The sequence below is a fragment of the Pseudomonas sp. NPDC077451 genome, from assembly GCF_044543345.1.
GTDB lineage: Bacteria > Pseudomonadota > Gammaproteobacteria > Pseudomonadales > Pseudomonadaceae > Stutzerimonas.
Map to the genome: position 1 here is coordinate 301228 of NZ_JBITVX010000005.1, position 16333 is coordinate 317560.

19 protein-coding genes and 2 riboswitches are annotated in these 16333 nt (G+C 61.9%); of the genes, 7 read left to right on the forward strand and 12 right to left on the reverse strand.

The features are described from left to right. Positions 1-77 precede the first annotated feature (77 nt). The 5 genes from ACIGHL_RS11270 to ACIGHL_RS11290 all read left to right on the forward strand — a co-directional run bounded on the left by ACIGHL_RS11270 (position 78) and on the right by ACIGHL_RS11290 (position 5713). Complete coding sequence (locus ACIGHL_RS11270) at positions 78-320, forward strand: exodeoxyribonuclease VII small subunit (RefSeq protein WP_045424316.1); 243 nt, start codon at positions 78-80, stop codon at positions 318-320. Continuing rightward, on the forward strand, positions 317-1204 hold the full coding sequence (locus ACIGHL_RS11275; RefSeq protein WP_128121924.1) for a polyprenyl synthetase family protein: 888 nt from the start codon (positions 317-319) through the stop codon (positions 1202-1204). The genes ACIGHL_RS11270 and ACIGHL_RS11275 overlap by 4 nt, the downstream gene beginning before the upstream one ends. 129 nt (positions 1205-1333) lie before the next feature. Then, positions 1334-3235 carry a 1-deoxy-D-xylulose-5-phosphate synthase gene (dxs, locus tag ACIGHL_RS11280; protein ID WP_128121925.1) on the forward strand — a complete coding sequence of 634 codons (1902 nt, stop codon included), beginning with the start codon at positions 1334-1336 and terminating at the stop codon, positions 3233-3235. 259 nt (positions 3236-3494) lie between these two features. Further along, positions 3495-3707: riboswitch (cobalamin riboswitch) on the forward strand. Next, on the forward strand, positions 3663-3788 hold the full coding sequence (locus ACIGHL_RS11285; RefSeq protein ID WP_425429112.1) for a hypothetical protein: 126 nt from the start codon (positions 3663-3665) through the stop codon (positions 3786-3788). Its footprint overlaps the riboswitch before it by 45 nt. Positions 3789-3790: 2 nt before the next feature. Continuing rightward, positions 3791-5713, forward strand: coding sequence for a TonB-dependent receptor (locus tag ACIGHL_RS11290; RefSeq protein WP_241509339.1), 1923 nt, complete (start codon positions 3791-3793; stop codon positions 5711-5713). A 6-nt stretch (positions 5714-5719) separates the two neighbouring features. On the opposite strand, the gene ACIGHL_RS11295 is transcribed toward ACIGHL_RS11290, so the two are convergent. The 10 genes from ACIGHL_RS11295 to ACIGHL_RS11340 all read right to left on the reverse strand — a co-directional run bounded on the left by ACIGHL_RS11295 (position 5720) and on the right by ACIGHL_RS11340 (position 12702). Beyond that, complete coding sequence (locus ACIGHL_RS11295) at positions 5720-6523, reverse strand: cobalamin-binding protein (protein WP_128121926.1); 804 nt, start codon at positions 6521-6523, stop codon at positions 5720-5722. Beyond that, a complete protein-coding gene (locus tag ACIGHL_RS11300; protein WP_128121927.1) occupies positions 6520-6939 on the reverse strand; it encodes a hypothetical protein in 420 nt (139 codons plus the stop codon). Before ACIGHL_RS11300 ends, ACIGHL_RS11295 begins: the two co-directional genes overlap by 4 nt. Then, complete coding sequence (gene ribA, locus ACIGHL_RS11305; RefSeq protein WP_046163198.1) at positions 6936-7553, reverse strand: GTP cyclohydrolase II; 618 nt, start codon at positions 7551-7553, stop codon at positions 6936-6938. The genes ACIGHL_RS11300 and ribA overlap by 4 nt, the downstream gene beginning before the upstream one ends. A 119-nt stretch (positions 7554-7672) precedes the next feature. After that, entirely contained in the window at positions 7673-8320 is a 648-nt protein-coding gene (locus ACIGHL_RS11310) for a retropepsin-like aspartic protease family protein (protein ID WP_046163227.1), read from the reverse strand. A 95-nt stretch (positions 8321-8415) separates the two neighbouring features. Further along, entirely contained in the window at positions 8416-8916 is a 501-nt protein-coding gene (locus ACIGHL_RS11315) for a phosphatidylglycerophosphatase A family protein (protein ID WP_128121928.1), read from the reverse strand. 36 nt (positions 8917-8952) lie between these two features. Further along, positions 8953-9912, reverse strand: coding sequence for a thiamine-phosphate kinase (gene thiL, locus ACIGHL_RS11320; protein WP_128121929.1), 960 nt, complete (start codon positions 9910-9912; stop codon positions 8953-8955). A gap of 13 nt (positions 9913-9925) precedes the next feature. Further along, entirely contained in the window at positions 9926-10411 is a 486-nt protein-coding gene (nusB, locus tag ACIGHL_RS11325) for a transcription antitermination factor NusB (protein ID WP_128121930.1), read from the reverse strand. Beyond that, positions 10408-10884: a 6,7-dimethyl-8-ribityllumazine synthase gene (gene ribH / locus ACIGHL_RS11330; RefSeq protein ID WP_019340068.1), complete on the reverse strand. Its 477-nt coding sequence runs from the start codon at positions 10882-10884 to the stop codon at positions 10408-10410. Before ribH ends, nusB begins: the two co-directional genes overlap by 4 nt. Before the next feature lie 64 nt (positions 10885-10948). Further along, the gene (gene ribBA / locus ACIGHL_RS11335) at positions 10949-12028 is read right to left on the reverse strand and encodes a bifunctional 3,4-dihydroxy-2-butanone-4-phosphate synthase/GTP cyclohydrolase II (protein WP_128121931.1); all 1080 of its coding nucleotides are present in this window, start codon (positions 12026-12028) and stop codon (positions 10949-10951) included. Positions 12029-12039: 11 nt separating this feature from the next. Then, entirely contained in the window at positions 12040-12702 is a 663-nt protein-coding gene (locus ACIGHL_RS11340) for a riboflavin synthase (RefSeq protein ID WP_128121932.1), read from the reverse strand. A 119-nt stretch (positions 12703-12821) separates the two neighbouring features. After that, positions 12822-12981: riboswitch (FMN riboswitch) on the reverse strand. Positions 12982-13355: 374 nt separating this feature from the next. Here ACIGHL_RS11340 and ACIGHL_RS11345 point away from each other — a divergent pair. Continuing rightward, a complete protein-coding gene (locus ACIGHL_RS11345) occupies positions 13356-14084 on the forward strand; it encodes a hypothetical protein (protein WP_499176124.1) in 729 nt (242 codons plus the stop codon). A 106-nt stretch (positions 14085-14190) separates the two neighbouring features. Continuing rightward, a complete protein-coding gene (locus ACIGHL_RS11350; RefSeq protein ID WP_413818148.1) occupies positions 14191-14688 on the forward strand; it encodes a GNAT family N-acetyltransferase in 498 nt (165 codons plus the stop codon). A gap of 14 nt (positions 14689-14702) precedes the next feature. Here the strand turns inward: ACIGHL_RS11350 and ribD are convergent, their stop codons facing one another. Beyond that, positions 14703-15812 (reverse strand): bifunctional diaminohydroxyphosphoribosylaminopyrimidine deaminase/5-amino-6-(5-phosphoribosylamino)uracil reductase RibD, encoded by a 1110-nt coding sequence (ribD, locus tag ACIGHL_RS11355; protein WP_128121935.1) that lies wholly within the window; start codon positions 15810-15812, stop codon positions 14703-14705. Further along, a complete protein-coding gene (nrdR, locus tag ACIGHL_RS11360; RefSeq protein ID WP_045424280.1) occupies positions 15809-16276 on the reverse strand; it encodes a transcriptional regulator NrdR in 468 nt (155 codons plus the stop codon). The genes ribD and nrdR overlap by 4 nt, the downstream gene beginning before the upstream one ends. Between the last annotated feature and the right edge of the window lie 57 nt (positions 16277-16333).

The following is a 16333-nucleotide window of genomic DNA, read 5'->3' on the forward strand; positions in this document are numbered from 1 at the left end:
TCGGCTTATGGCGTATGCCGGCCAGCTCTGCTAGTGTCGCGCCCGTTTCAGAGCAGCCGCAGAGAACAGGTTCCGCCATGGCCCGCAAGAAAGTCGCCCTCGATTTCGAACAATCCCTCGCCGAGTTGCAGCAGCTGGTCGAGCGTCTGGAAAGCGGCGAGCTGTCGCTGGAAGACTCGCTGACCTGCTTTGAGCAGGGCATCGGTCTGACCCGTGACTGCCAGGCAGCGCTCAGCCAGGCCGAACAGAAAGTGCAGATCCTTCTGGAGCGTGACGGCAAGTTGCAGGAAGCGCCATTCGAGGCGGATTCCGAAGCATGATCGGCGACTACCAGAAACGCTGCCAGCAACGCGTCGACAACTGCCTCGGCACACTCTTCTCACCACCGCGCCCGCAACTCGACCGTCTTTACCAGGCCATGCGCTACAGCGTGATGAACGGAGGCAAGCGCGTCCGTCCCCTGCTGGTCTACGCCGCCTGCGAAGCGCTCGAAGGTGACGTTGCCCTGGCCGATGGCGCAGCCTGTGCCGTCGAGCTGATTCATGCCTATTCGCTGGTGCACGATGATCTGCCAGCCATGGACGACGATGACCTGCGCCGCGGCCAACCCACCACCCACAAGGCCTTCGACGAAGCCTGCGCGATTCTCGCCGGCGATGGCCTGCAGAGCTTCGCGTTTGAAGCTCTTGCGCGCGACCCGCTCAACCCAACCGACCCATCCCTGCGCCTGGACATGCTAGCCAGCCTCGCACGTGCCGCGGGCCCGGCCGGCATGGTCGGCGGCCAGGCAATCGATCTGGGATCGGTGGGACTGAAGCTCGACCGCAACGCTCTGGAGTTGATGCACCGGCACAAGACCGGCGCGCTGATCGAAGTCAGCGTACGTCTCGGCGCCCTCGCCAGTGGCCGTGCCGATGAGCAGAAACTGGCGGCATTGCAGCAGTACGCTCAAGCGGTGGGCCTGGCGTTCCAGGTACAAGACGACATCCTCGATGTGGAAAGCGACACCGCTACGCTGGGCAAACACCAGGGTGCCGATATCGCACGTGACAAGCCCACCTACCCGTCGCTGCTCGGCATGGACAGCGCCAAGACCTATGCGCTGGAGCTGCGTGACCTGGCGCTCGAGGCCGTCGCCCCGTTCGGGCCCAGCGCCGAGCCGCTGCGCCAGTTGGCCTGCTTCATCGTGGAACGCCGCAGTTGACCGGCGAACCGCCACTGCTCGGCGCTGCGTCTGTTCGGCATAACGGCGACCGTTGATGCTTGAGACGTTCTTATCGTTGTAACCATCGGGTAAACTGCGGCTCTTTTTTCAGCCAAAATGATTCGCCCGATGCCCAAGACGTTTCATGAGATTCCTCGGGTCCGCCCTGCGACGCCCGTTCTAGATCGCGCGGCCACGCCCGAGCAGCTGCGCCGGCTAGGCGAAGCGGAACTCGAAGAACTCGCCAACGAACTGCGTCAGGACCTCCTCTACAGCGTAGGCCGGACCGGCGGGCACTTCGGTGCTGGCCTTGGCGTGATCGAGCTGACCATCGCCCTGCATTACGTCTATGACACTCCGAAAGACCGCCTGGTCTGGGATGTCGGTCATCAGGCCTATCCGCACAAAATTCTCACCGGGCGCCGCGAGCGCATGGACAGCCTGCGCCAGAAGGACGGCCTCGCCGCCTTCCCACGCCGTAGCGAGAGCGAGTACGACACCTTTGGCGTCGGCCACTCCAGCACCTCGATCAGCGCCGCACTGGGCATGGCCATCGCCGCCCGCATGCAGGGCAAGAAGCGCAAGTCCATCGCGGTCATCGGCGACGGCGCGCTCACGGCAGGCATGGCCTTCGAAGCACTGAACCATGCGCCGGAAGTCGGTGCGGACATGCTCGTAGTGCTCAACGACAATGACATGTCGATCTCGCGCAATGTCGGCGGACTGTCCAACTACCTGGCCAAGATCCTTTCCAGCCGCACCTATTCGAGCATGCGCGAAGGCAGCAAAAAGGTCCTCTCGCGCCTGCCCGGTGCCTGGGAAATCGCCCGCCGCACCGAGGAGTACGCCAAGGGCATGCTGGTCCCAGGCACGCTGTTCGAAGAACTCGGCTGGAACTACATCGGCCCGATCGACGGCCATGATCTGCCGACGCTGATCGGCACCCTGCGCAACATGCGCGACCTCTCCGGCCCACAGTTTCTGCATGTGGTCACCAAAAAGGGCAAAGGCTTCGCTCCGGCGGAAGTCGACCCGATCACCTGGCACGCGATCAGCAAGCTTGACCCCATCGGCGGCCCGGTCAAGCCGAAGAAACCCAGCGGCCCGAAGTATTCCAACGTGTTCGGCCAATGGCTGTGCGATATGGCTGCGGTAGACCCACGCCTGATGGGTATCACCCCGGCGATGAAGGAAGGCTCGGATCTGATCGATTTCAGCGAGCGTTATCCGGACCGCTATTTCGACGTCGCGATTGCCGAGCAGCATGCGGTTACGCTGGCTGCAGGCATGGCCTGCGAAGGTGCCAAGCCGGTCGTGGCGATCTATTCGACCTTCCTGCAACGCGCCTACGATCAACTGATCCATGACGTCGCGGTGCAGAACCTCGATGTGCTCTTCGCGATCGACCGCGCCGGGCTGGTCGGCGAAGACGGCCCGACCCATGCGGGCAGTTTCGACCTGGCCTATTTGCGCTGCATCCCCGGCATGCTGGTAATGACACCGAGCGACGAGAACGAGATGCGCCGGATGCTCACCACTGGCTACCACTTCCAAGGTCCCGCCGCGGTGCGTTATCCACGCGGCACCGGCCCGAACGCAATGATCGAACCGGGCCTCGAACCGCTTGAAATCGGCAAGGGCGTGGTGCGTCGCGAGGGTACGCAGGTCGCGCTGCTGGTGTTTGGCGTGCAACTACCGGACGCCATGCAGGTTGCCGAAACCCTGAACGCAACAGTCGTAGACATGCGTTTCGTCAAACCCCTGGATGAGGCATTGGTGCGCCAGATAGCCGACAGCCACGCGCTGTTGGTGACCATCGAGGAGAACAGCATCATGGGCGGTGCCGGCAGTGCGGTCGGAGAGTTCCTCGCCGCGCAAAACCTGAGCACACCGCTCCTTCAACTGGGCCTGCCTGACTACTACGTCGAACATGCCAAACCCAGCGAGATGATCAGGGAGTGCGGACTGGACGCCGCCGGTATCGAGGCGGCAGTCAAAGCGCGACTGGCAAGGCTGCACACTCAGCCGTAGGATCCAGCGCCGCCATGGGCAACAGCGAGGCGGTCTGGGTATATGGGAGTCGAATTTCCATACCTCGATCTTCGCTGGGTCCGGGGATGGATGAAACATCATCCACACGACGCTGCCGAAGCTGGGCCGGGCGGATCAATCCCTCCCGGGCCGAGAGCGTCCTAAGCCCCCAACCGATCAGCTCTGTTTACCGCGGCCTTGCACTGAGGCGCGTCGCTCATTCGCTTGTCTTTCCCCAGCCCAGGCCGTAAGGTTCGCGCGATTTCCTATCCGCCCAGGTGTGCACGACCGCCAGGTCCGCATTAAACGGGAAGCCGGTGCGCTCGAAGAGCAAGGCCGGCGCTGCCCCCGCAACGGTAATCGACCGTGATCCAAGGATCACCGCCCGCTCAACCGCCACTGTGCCCAGCACGGGAAGGCGAGCGCGGTGCGCGTCGAAAGCCCGGAGACCGGCCTGGCGGATTCGACTGGTGTTGCGGAGGGCAGCACCGTCAAGCGCGGCTGCGTGCCCTTGCGCTTGTTCCTGCCCTTCTCAAAAGCGCTGAACTTTTGAGGATGTTCGACTTGAAGCCGTCTCGTACCATGCTTGCGCTGGCCCTGATACCGGGCGCTGCTGCCGCCCTGGAACCTTATCAGGCTCCACCAATGGTCATCACCCGAGCGACCGCTCTGGAACGGCCCGCCCCTGCCAGCACCCGCGTGATAGATAGGGATGAAATCGAGCGGAGTGCAGCCAGTAGCCTGATAGAGGTGCTGAACGGGAAAGCTGGTATTCAGATCCGCGACACGCTGGGCGACGGCAATCATGCCTCCATCAGCCTGCGTGGTTTCGGTGATAACGCAGTCAACAACGTGCTGGTTATGGTCGATGGCAGAAGGCTGAACAATCCCAGCTTGAGCGGTCCGGATCTGAACAGCGTGCCGCTCGCTAACATCGAGCGAATCGAGATCTTGCGCGGTGCTGGAACCGTCCTATATGGCGACCAAGCGGTAGGAGGGGTGATCAATATCATCACTCGTCGCCCGACTGGCAACGAAGCCTATGTCGAAACGACCCAGGGCAGTCACGATCTGGAGGCCTACCGGGGACATGTGTCGCAAGAGCTCGGAGGCGGTTTTTCAGCCTTTGCTAGCGGCGAGACAAGGAACGCTGACAACTATCGTGACCACAACAACGCCAGCTACCGCGATGTGTTCGGCCGTCTCCGGTATGAACATGCCAACGGCTGGTTGCTGTACGAGTATCAGAATGTAGACGACGAGCTTCTATACCCGCGCAGCCTCACCATCGTGCAGCGCCGTGCTGATCGCAAGGCCAGCACCTCGAACGAGTGGAACAACAGCAAAACCGACGTGCATCGCGTTGCTGGCGAACAGGCGTTTGGCCGCCACTGGACAGGCAACCTGGATTACACCATCAGAGACAGCGACGGGAATGGACTGATTTCCGGCAGCCCGTTCACCGAAGGCACCAGGGTGGAAACCATCAGCCCCCGCATCACCGCCAACTGGGACAGCGCGGCCGGCCGCAGTGAATGGTTGTTGGGGTTTGACCACCTGAGAGCTGATTACCAGGCGGCGTATAGGCTCTATCCTTCGCTCAGCAGTCTCGCTGAACAAACGCAGCGGGACTGGTATACACAACTCAGCCAGCCACTGACCGATCGCGTCACGCTCAGCCTTGGTTATCGCATCAGTGAAGCCGTCGACCAACACAACGGCCGCAAGCGCAGTGACAACGAAGACAGCTCAAGCATTGCGCTGGGCTGGCAGGTGACTGAGCAGACTCAAGTATTCGTCAAGCGCGAAGAGGTTCTGCGCTGGGCCAACGTCAACGAAAACGCGCTCGTCGAGCCTGGAATCGAATTCCTCAAACCGCAGACGGGCGAGTCATGGGAAGCTGGTGCCACATGGCAGGACGACATCCAGCTGTATCAGGCCAGCCTCTACCGGATCAACCTGGAGGACGAGCTGCTCTACGCGCCTTATGCATTGGGCGGCTGGGGCGCGAATGTGAACCTGGACCGGACTCGCCGCGAAGGACTGCTGCTAGAGGCTGAGCGCGAGTTGTCCGATCGACTCCGCGTCGGTGGTCAGTACAGCTTCACCGACTCAGAACTGAGGGCCGGCGCCAACAAGGGCAACGAGGTTCCCTGGGTATCGCGCCACAGCGCTGCCCTGCATCTTGACTACCAGATCATGACGAACCTGCACGGCTACGTGGAGGCCATTTATACAGGCCCGCGCTACCTGGCCAGCGATGATGGACAGGTAATGCCGAAAGAGGGCGGCTATACGCTGTTCAATGCCGCCGTCCGGTATGAATACCAGGGCCTCAACGCCAAGCTGCGCATCAATAACCTGACCGGCAAGCGCTACGACAGCTATGCCACTTACAGCAGCTGGCAAGCAGGCAACAGGGCCTTGTATCCAGCTCCAGAGGAGGTTGTACAGCTAAGCGTGGGTTATCGTTTCTGATACCGGTCAGTCCGCTGCCAGCGCCATAACTTCGCAGAGCTTCCGGATTGCCCCGAGCATCTGGAAGCTCGGTCGCTCGAGCCCCTTGTCGGGCACTTCCCACAGCTGTCCCTTACGCACCGCTTCCAACTGCGGCCAGGCATTCCATTCGGATAGCTGAGCACCGCTGCCTGCCAGGATGACGTCCGGGTGACGTGATAGCACGGACTCGACGCTGACCTGGGGCGCCGGCAGTTGCAGATCGGCGAATACGTTACGACCACCGCATACCTCGATGGCCTCACTGACGATCTGGCGTCCACCGAGCGTGTACAGGGGCCGATTCCAAACCTGATAAAACACCGATAACGGCTGCTCTCGGTGGTATCGACGCCGAAGCTGCTCCAGGCCTAAAGAAAACTGACGTTGAAGTTCGCGCCCCTGCTCGCCTCGGCCGATGCGCTGACCAACCCGTGCAAACTGCTCGGCCAGTTGTTCCAAGGATACAGGCTGTACGACGAGCACCGGGATGCCGAACTGCGTGAGCTGGTCGCGCTGCGCACGGCTGATGCTGTCCGGCCAGAGCAATACCAGCGTTGGCTGAAGGGCCAGCAGGCTTTCCATTTCCAGCTGACCCATTCGGCCCACTGAAGGTATCGCCGCCAGCGATGCAGGTCGCTCACCGCCGTCAAGCACGCCGACGAGCAGTTCCTTGGCGTTCAGTTCCAGCATGATTTCGCTGAGCGAAGGGGCTAGGCTGACGACTCGCTCGGTGGCACCCAGCCAGGGCGATGCTGACAGTGCCAGCAACAGAGCCAGCACTCTGGTCATTGCAGTTGACGTGGCAGGCGGTAGAGCATCAGCAGCGCCAAACTGCCACACACCAGCAGCAACTGGGCAACCGGTTCAAGTCCGAGTGGCGCGCCTATCGCCCCCAGCCACGCCGGCAACGCGGCGGTACGCAAAGCCCGCAGCCGGACGCTGCGCAGCCTCGACCAGGCCGATACCTCAGCATCCGTGCCGAGATCCTTTTCAGTGGCGATCAAGGCGTGCTTGTAGGCGCTGAAACGGGGCAGATTAAGAAACAACAGGACAAGACCGCCAATGAACAGTGGCAACGCCAAATGCTCACCGAAGCGGCCTGACATCTGTGGGAAGTGGCGGACGACGAGCACAGGCACAACGATGAGTAGCAGATAGAACCAGCCATCGAGCGACAGCTGGCGGCGGGCGGCAGCGCGATTCACGACTGCTCGGCTTCGCCCTGATGGATCTCGCCGAGCATGTGGCCAAGTTTTCCGGCCTTGGTGGCGAGGTATTTTTCGTTGTGCGGGTTGTGTGCGATTTCCAAAGGCATGCGCTGGGCGACGCGGATGCCGAAGCCTTGTAGGGCCTTCACCTTGCGCGGGTTGTTGGTCATCAGCTTGATTTCGGCGATGCCCAGGTGTTCGAGCATGGGGAGGCAGATCGCGTAGTCACGCATGTCCGGCGCAAAGCCGAGGCGCTCATTGGCTTCTACCGTGTCAGCGCCAGCATCCTGAAGCTCATAGGCGCGAATCTTATTCAACAGACCAATGCCACGACCTTCCTGGCGTAGATACAGCAGCGCCCCACGGCCCTCTTCGGAGATCGCGCGCAGCGCAGCTTCGAGCTGAAATCCACAATCGCAGCGTAGGCTGAACAGGGCATCACCGGTGAGGCACTCGGAATGCAGGCGGCCCAGAACAGGCTTGCCGTCCGCGACATCGCCCAGAGTCAGTACGACATGTTCCTTGCCAGTGTCCTGATCGAGAAAACCATGCATGGTGAACACACCGAACGGCGTCGGCAGTTTGGAAGCGGCGACGAACACGACTGACACCGGAGAGACTCCAGAAAGCGGAAAAGCGGATATTGTAACAGCAGTGCTGCAGCAAGCTGTATCGGAAGATCGGCAGCCAACGAAGCGATACCGCCAAGATTGCGTAGCGATGGCCAGGTCTAGATTTTGGATTCGAGCTTTAGTACGCCCTGATCCTCACGCCAGCTGACTCGACTGAGAAAGCTCATGCCAAGCAGGGCATCCGTAGGTGAGCCCCCTTCCACCACGACGGCCTCGACCCCGAGCACGTCGATCGCGCCGACCTTCACACTGTTGAGGTTGACCCGCCAGGCCTTGGCCGTACCGCTTGCTGTGCCGACGACGATCTGCCGGCCATCAACCCGGTAATCGATTCCCAGGCGCCGCGCCTGAATCTCATTGATCGCTACCGACGTGGCGCCGGTGTCGACGAGAAACTGCACGGGTTGACCATTGATTGAACCGGCAATCCAGTAGTGACCGCCCTGCCCCTGAGCGATGCTCAGCTGCCGGCGATCAGGCTCGGCGAACCCTGAGCTCAACTCACGAGAGAGACCATAGCTGCGCTCGACGCCCTCCACCCGCAGAACCGCGCTTTTCGAATCAGCGCTTATTACCTCTACACCGCCCGGCCCTACCTGACCGACCCGTACGAGCTTGCGCTGGCCGTCGACGTTCAACACAGCAGCGCCAGGAAACAGGCCGACCACCTGCACACGAGGTGCAGCTGTGACAGCCAGCGAGAGGAGCGACAGCGTGGAGACAAGCAGCAGAGAAACGAGGCGCATCAGTGGCGGCCTTTTGAAACAGGACAGGCCGCATTGTTTCACGAGCCCTTCCGGCATTGCAGCGATCCGACGCACAGCCCAAGCCTCCGAGACAATCAGCCTAACAAGCGCACCGCTATGTGCATCACACCGCAAGCGGCAAATCCGGCGAGAATGTCATCAAGCATGATCCCCAGCCCACCATGGACCTGCCGATCTACCCAGCTGATCGGCCAAGGTTTGAGGATATCCAGCAGACGGAACACGACGAACCCGAGCAGCAGCCAGTACCAGCCCGCAGGCACCAGCCAGAAGGTAATCCAGATGCCGGCAAACTCGTCCCAGACGATACCTTCATGGTCGTGCATGCCCAGGTCCTGGGCGACCTTGCCGCACAGCCAGATACCGAACAGCATGCTCGCGACGATGAGCGCGCCGTATCCCCAGCCCGGCAGCATCTGCCACAGCGGCACGAAGGCCAGCGCTACCAGAGAGCCCCAGGTGCCCGGCGCTTTCGGCAAGGTGCCGGAGCCGAAACCAAAGGCCAGGTTATGCCATGGATTGCTCCACACCGAATGCGGGATCGGTTCGGCGGCAGGCTGCAGAGAATCGGTCAAACGGTTGTCCTCATTGTTAATTCGAGCGTCGCCAGCTCAGTTGGTGAAGTGGTTGTAGCCTGGATGGCCGATGCCCACAGACCGCCCATCAGCATCAACCAACCGAACGCCCTCTCCCACCTCCACATGGCCAATGACGTGAACTGGCCATCCTTCGGACTGCATGGTCGGTAACGCATCGGCTGGCAAGGTAAACGCCAAGAGATAGTCGTCGCCTCCCCCCAAGGCGCATTGCAGGGCCTGCTCAGTCCCGGCGAAACGCACCAGCGAATCCGACAGCGGCACCCGGGCTTGCTCGATTAACAGCGAAACAGAGGATGCGGTGGCTATATGGGTGCAATCGGCCAACAAGCCATCGGAGATATCCAACGCCGCGGTTGCCTTGCCACGCAACGCCTGGCCGAGCGCGAGCTGGGGTTGCGGCGACCAGTAGCGCCTTAGCAGCGCTGCCGCCTCGACGGTATCCGCCTCCCGCTCGCCAAGCACGATCGGTAAAGCCCCGGCTGCATCGCCGAGGGCTCCGCCAACACAGAGCAGATCGCCGGGTTGCGCACCGCTGCGCAACAACGCCTCGCCTACCGGCACGCGCCCAAATACCGTCAGCGTCATGCTCAGCGGGCCGCGCGTGGTGTCGCCGCCGATCAAACGCATGTCGCAACCAGCCGCCATCGCGTCGAGGCCACGGGCAAATTCGGCCAGCCAGTTGGAATCGACGAAGGGAAGCGTCAGCGCTAGCGTAAACCCGATGGGCGTGGCGCCCATGCCGGCGAGATCGCTGGTAGAAACGGCCAACGCGCGCTGACCGAGTGAGTACGGATCGCACGGATCGGGGAAGTGCACCCCAGCCGTCAGCGAGTCGGTAGAGATTGCCAACTGTTCGCCGGGCGGAACAGCGAGCAACGCACAGTCATCGCCGATACCTAAAACGACATCGCCGCCAGCCCTGGCACAAGCGGCGGCGGCGAAGTAGTGGCGGATCAGCTCGAACTCACCCATCAGACGATCAGGCTCAGCGCTTATGAGCGCTGACTTCGGCACTGCGAAGGATCGGCGCCAGCTTGTCCAGCACGCCGTTGACGAATTTGTGCCCGTCAGTGGCGCCGAACACCTTGGCCAGCTCGATGCCTTCGTTGATCACCACCCGGTAGGGTACGTCGATACGATGCATCAGCTCGTAGGTGGACAGGCGCAGAACAGCCAGTTCAACGGGATCCAGCTCTTCAAGCGGGCGATCCAGATGCGGCACGATGGCACCGTCGACTTCAGTCTTGGCGCGCGCGACGCCGGTCAGCAGCTCATGGAAGTAGTTGCCATCGACGCCGGAGAAATCGTTGTCGACGCGAAACTGCGCCTCGATTTCATTCAGGCTCTGACCTGCCATGTGCCACTGATACAGGGCCTGCATCGCCAGGCTGCGCGCTACACGGCGCGTGGCGATCTTGCCCTTGGCCTTGGGCTGCGGGGTGTCCTGACTGTCGTCGTGATTAAGGCTCACTTGGCCTCCAGCTGCGCCAGCAGACTCACCATTTCAAGCGCGGACAGTGCAGCTTCGGCGCCCTTGTTGCCGGCCTTGGTGCCGGAGCGCTCGATGGCCTGCTCGATGGAATCAACAGTCAAAACGCCGAACGCAACCGGCACGCCGAACTCCATGGAAACCTGAGACAGGCCTTTGGTGCATTCGCCAGCCACATATTCGAAGTGCGGAGTGCCGCCACGAATAACTGCGCCAAGGGCGATGATCGCGTCGTATTCGCCCTGCTGGGCAACTTTCTGTGCGACCAGCGGAATCTCGAAGGCCCCCGGCGCGCGGATGATGGTAATGGCGTCTTCGGCGATGCCGTGGCGCACCAGCGCATCGACGGCGCCGCTTACCAGGCTTTCGACAACGAAGCTGTTGAAGCGGCCAACGACCAGGGCGAACTTGCCCTGCGGGGCGATGAAGGTACCTTCGATGGTCTTCAGTGTCATAGGTGGTTTCTCATCTCTTTAAAGAACAAAGGCGCCGCGTTGCGTTGCGGCGCCCTGACATCATTTATTCGGCGGGCAGGTATTCTACAACTTCCAGGTCGAAGCCGGATATCGCGTTGAACTTCATCGGCGAACTCATCAGGCGCATTTTGCGCACGCCAAGGTCGCGAAGAATCTGCGAACCAGCACCGACGGTGCTGTAGGTGGCCGGGCTTGGCGACTGCTGGCGGTTGAGCTGCGCCAGCAACTGCGTGCCGGTCAGCGGATTGCCCAGTAGCAGCACTACGCCACTACCGGCTTTGGCCACTTCGCTCATCGCAGCACGCAGGCTCCAGCGACCCGGCACGGTCACCATCAACAGGTCACGCAGTGGCTCCATGTTGTGCACGCGAACCAGTGTGGCCTCTTCTGGGGAAATCTCACCGCGGGTCAGCGCCATGTGCACCGTGTCTTCCACGTCGTCACGGTAGGTGACCAGGGTGAACTGGCCCAGCTCGGTATCCAGCGGCTGCTCGGACACACGCTCGACGGTGCGCTCATGGATCATCCGGTAGTGGATCAGATCGGCGATGGTGCCGATCTTCAACCCGTGCTGTTCGGCGAAGAGCTCGAGCTCCGGACGACGCGCCATGGTGCCGTCGTCATTCATGATTTCGCAGATCACGCCGGAAGGCTCGAAGCCCCCCATGCGCGCCAGATCGCAGGCCGCCTCGGTGTGCCCGGCGCGCGCCAAAACGCCGCCTGGCTGCGCCATCAGCGGGAAGATATGACCGGGACTGACGATGTCTTCGGCTTTCGCGCTGCGGGCTACGGCAGCCTGCACCGTCCGCGCACGGTCGGCGGCGGATATGCCGGTGGTCACGCCTTCGGCAGCTTCGATGGAGACGGTGAACTTGGTGCCGAAGCCGGAGCCATTACGCGGCGCCATCAGCGGCAGCTGCAGGGTTTCGCAGCGCTCGCGCGTCATCGGCATGCAGATCAGGCCACGGGCGAAACGGGCCATAAAGTTGATGTGTTCGGCGGTCACACATTCGGAGGCGACGATGATGTCGCCCTCATTCTCGCGGTCCTCGTCATCCATGAGGATGACCATCTTGCCGGCGCGGATGTCTTCGATCAGTTCTTCAGCAGTGTTCAGAGCCATGAGGCCAATCCTTACTTGTTCAGGTAGCCGTGTTCGGCCAGGAAGCTTTCGGTCAGGCCCGAGGCATTCGGCTCAGCGGCCTTGTCGCCCATCAGCAGGCGCTCTAGATAGCGAGCCAAGAGGTCCACTTCCAGATTCACCTTCCGCCCGGGCCGGTAGTCGACCATGATGGTCTCGGCCAGGGTGTGCGGGACAATGGTCAGCTCGAACTCCGCACCGTTGACGGCATTGACTGTCAGGCTGGTGCCATCCACCGTGATAGAACCCTTGAGCGCGATGTATTTGGCCAGCTCACGCGGCGCGCGGATGCGGAACTGAACGGCGCGGGCGTTTTCCTCACGCGCCACCACCTCGCCCACGCCATCGACGTGCCCGCTGACCAGATGCCCGCCGAGACGGCTGGTCGGCATCAGCGCCTTCTCCAGATTCACGCGGCTACCAGGCTTGAGATCGACGAACGCGGTGCGTGCCAGCGTCTCGCGGCTGACATCGGCCCAGAAGCCGTTGCCCGGCAGCTCGACCGCGGTCAGGCAAACGCCGTTAACCGCGATGCTGTCGCCCAGCTTGACGTCCGCCAGATCCAGCTTGCCGGTCTCGACCAGCACGCGAACGTCGCCACCCTTCGGCGTCATGGCACCAATGGTCCCGATGGATTCTATTATTCCTGTGAACATACGGCCTCCCGTGGAAGGCTGTTGAAACGATGCATATGACGAACTCCTGTTTTGGATAAAACAGGGCGCTGCAGATCGATAGGGAGTGGACGCGCGCACGAAAGGCGCCCGTCGAGGCATCCCGCTCTCTCTCATCCGGACTATACCGTCGGCCCCGGAATCACACCGGGTCTGCTGACCTTACCGAAGCAAGCGCTCGCGGGCTAAACGATCGTCAGCATGGCCAACCGCATCGTTATTACCGCCGGTGGGGAATCTCACCCCGCCCTGAGAACGTGGGCCGCTAAGGCCCGACGCAGTTTTTACCACAGTTGCGCCGGTTCTGCAGCCGACAAACGACCGTTTGACTTCAAGCCCAGACAGTAAAAATTTCTGACGATCCTCGCAACTAGCGTTGCGCTTGTTTGTCCATACGCATCGCAGCGGGCTATCGCATAGACGCCGCCAGCCGCACCCGACGCAACGCAAGACGATCAGGAAGGAACGTCACTCCCGCATTCTTCGTACCGACACGCCGAGCCAGGATCCGCTCGCAGTATGCCGATCCTCCGCGCAGATCAGGACACGATCAGGACGAATGCTCCGAACCTTCACATGTGCCACGAGGGATTGGGTATGTCAGAGGTTACGGCTATGGAACCGTCGGCAGCGGCTTGCGCTGCCGAGATCGACCGCAGGGCTACACGGTCATTGAGCACTACATTTCGCCCGAGCAACTTGAACTGGGCCGCGCCTTCATCAACCAGCAAGCGGCCAGCCATGACCACGAATATTTCGCCATTCATGGCATCGAGGCGTTGGGCGGCAGTCTGATCGCCGGGCTGGCGCTGTCACAGCCGTTCAAGGAGACACTGACAGAACTCTATCGACTCCAGACGGGCCGGGAGCCGGCCGCAACGGAGCAGATCTTTCCCGTCATTCGCTGTCTCCAGGGGCGCAGCGGGCTCAAGCAATCGCACTTCTATCACTTCGACGCCACGGCGGTCACCGCACTACTGCCGCTGTATATCCCGACGGAAGGCGAGCACTGCGGCGATCTGATCATCTTTCCCAGTGTGCGGCGCATCCGCTTCAACGCCCTGCGCAACGTCATCGAAAAGGCCGTGCTGCATAATACCGCCAGCCAGAAGCTGGTCGCTTTTGCGGTACGACGCGGCTGGCTCAAGCCGATTCGCCTGAAGCTGGAGCCGGGCAACCTCTACCTGTTCTCGGGTTACCGAAGCCTGCACGCGAATGATGAATGCGATCCCGCGTTGCTGCGCGCCACGGCGCTGTTTCACTTCGGCAATCCGCATCATGACAGCCTGGTCGCACGGCACCTGCTGGGCACCAACAAGCGAAAAGCCAAGCTCGATCACAACGGGCTGAAGCCGGTGAACTAACCACCCGACAAGCTTGATCTCAGCGAGTAGGTTCACCTGCGGCACAGCAATCGCGAGCCCATCGCGTATGCTGTGCGGCCCGGTGTTTGCCAACGAGACTTCAACATTGACTGATCAAACGGTGACGTATTTCCTCGAGATGACCGCGCCATCGCAGCTACGGGCCAAACCAGTACCGACGGACCTGCTGGTCAGCGAATGCGAGATCAAGCAGTTCCGGTTCAATCAGTTTCTCTACCGTCTGATCGGCGGCCCTTGGCAATGGATCGAGCGACTCGATCAGTCCGACGAAGCCTGGCAGCGGGAGATTGAAAGTCCCGATCTTCGCACCTGGGTGGCCTACCACCGCGGCGCCATCGCTGGCTATTACGAGTTGCGCCGTAGCGCTGACGACGTCGAGATACTCTATTTCGGGCTGGAAAGCGGCTTCTTCGGCCGAGGATTTGGAGGTGGCTTACTGAGCCATGCGATCACAAGTGCATGGGAATGGCCCGGGACGCGACGCGTCTGGGTCCACACTTGTACCCTCGATCATCCAAGCGCGCTGCAGAACTACCAGGCTCGCGGATTCACGTTATATGACCAGCAAGTTGGCATCGAATAACGACGGATTGAGCGTCAGTTCGAGGGTACGGCGATGACTTTCCAGTCATCGCCAACCGCCCGGATATCCTTGATCTGCAGTTCGCGCGCCTCGCTCATCCGATCCAAGGGCAACTCCAGCAAGGGTCGGGCCGACGACCCCAGGAACTTGGCCGCGACGAACAGCTGGTACTCGTCGATCAGCCCTTGGGCCGCAAAGGCCCCAGCAAGGCGCGGCCCGGCTTCCAGCAGCACTTCGTTGGCCCCTCGTTCGGCCAGCTGGCGAAGCAGCCCAGTCAGATCGACGCGTCCGGCATCACCGGCAAATGTCAGCAGCTCGTGACCAGCCGACTGGTAAACGTCAACGAGGTCCGCACGGGTGCTTGCCACCAGCGTCGGCCCTGCCTGGAAAAACGGCGCATCCAGCGGCACGCGCAGCTTTCCGTCGACCAGCACCCGCAAAGGCGGACGTTGGATGGCCAGCGCAATCATTTCCTCATCGAGCCCTAGCTCGGCGGCGCGCACGGTTAACCTGGCATTGTCCATGAGTACCGTATCGGCGCCGGTCAACACCACGCTCGATTGCGCACGCAGCCGCTGGACCTCGGCTCGGGCAGCGGGCCCGGTGATCCACTGGCTTTCGCCGCTGGCCATGGCGGTGCGGCCATCCAAGCTCATCGCCAGTTTCGCGCGCAAGTAGGGCAGACCGGTTTCCATGCGCTTGATGAAGCCAACATTTAGCGCTCGCGCCTCTGCCTCCAGCACGCCGCTCGCCACTTCGATGCCGGCGCTGCGCAAGCGCTCGAGACCACGCCCAGCGACCTGCGGATTCGGATCCTGCATGGCCGCGACGACACGACCAACCCCGGCGTTGACCAAGGCTTCGGCACAAGGCGGCGTCCGGCCATGGTGGCTGCAGGGCTCGAGGGTGACGTAGGCAGTGGCACCGCGGGCGCGGTCGCCGGCCTGTCGAAGGGCATGAACTTCGGCATGCGGTTCGCCAGCACGCACATGCCAGCCCTCCCCGATGAGTTCGCCATCCTTGACGATGACGCAGCCGACCCGTGGATTGGGATGCGTGGAGTACAGCCCTTTACGTGCCAGCTGCAGCGCCAGGGCCATCCAGGCGTGATCGTTGGTGCTCATTCGGTTTTTGCAGGCTCGCGTGACAGGCGCTCGATTTCCTCGCGGAACTCGTTGAGATCCTGGAAACGGCGATAAACCGAGGCGAAGCGGATATAGGCGACCTCATCGAGCTTCTGCAACTCGACCATCACCAGCTCGCCCAGCACGCGTGATTTGATCTCGCGCTCGCCGGTGGCGCGCAGGCGATGCTTGATGTGGGCGATGGCTTCTTCGAGGCGCTCGACGCTGACCGGCCGCTTCTCCAGTGCGCGTTGCATGCCGGCGCGCAATTTCTCTTCATCGAATGGCTGGCGACTGCCGTCCTGCTTGATCAGCCGCGGCATGACCAGCTCGGCGGTTTCAAACGTGGTGAAACGCTCGCCGCAGGCGAGGCATTCACGGCGACGGCGCACCTGATCGCCTTCGGCCACGAGACGCGAGTCGATGACTTTGGTGTCATGTGCACCACAGAAGGGACAATGCATGGGCTAGAGCTGTCAGACGTCGGGAGAGCCATGGTAGCGCATCCCGCCGGCAAGACA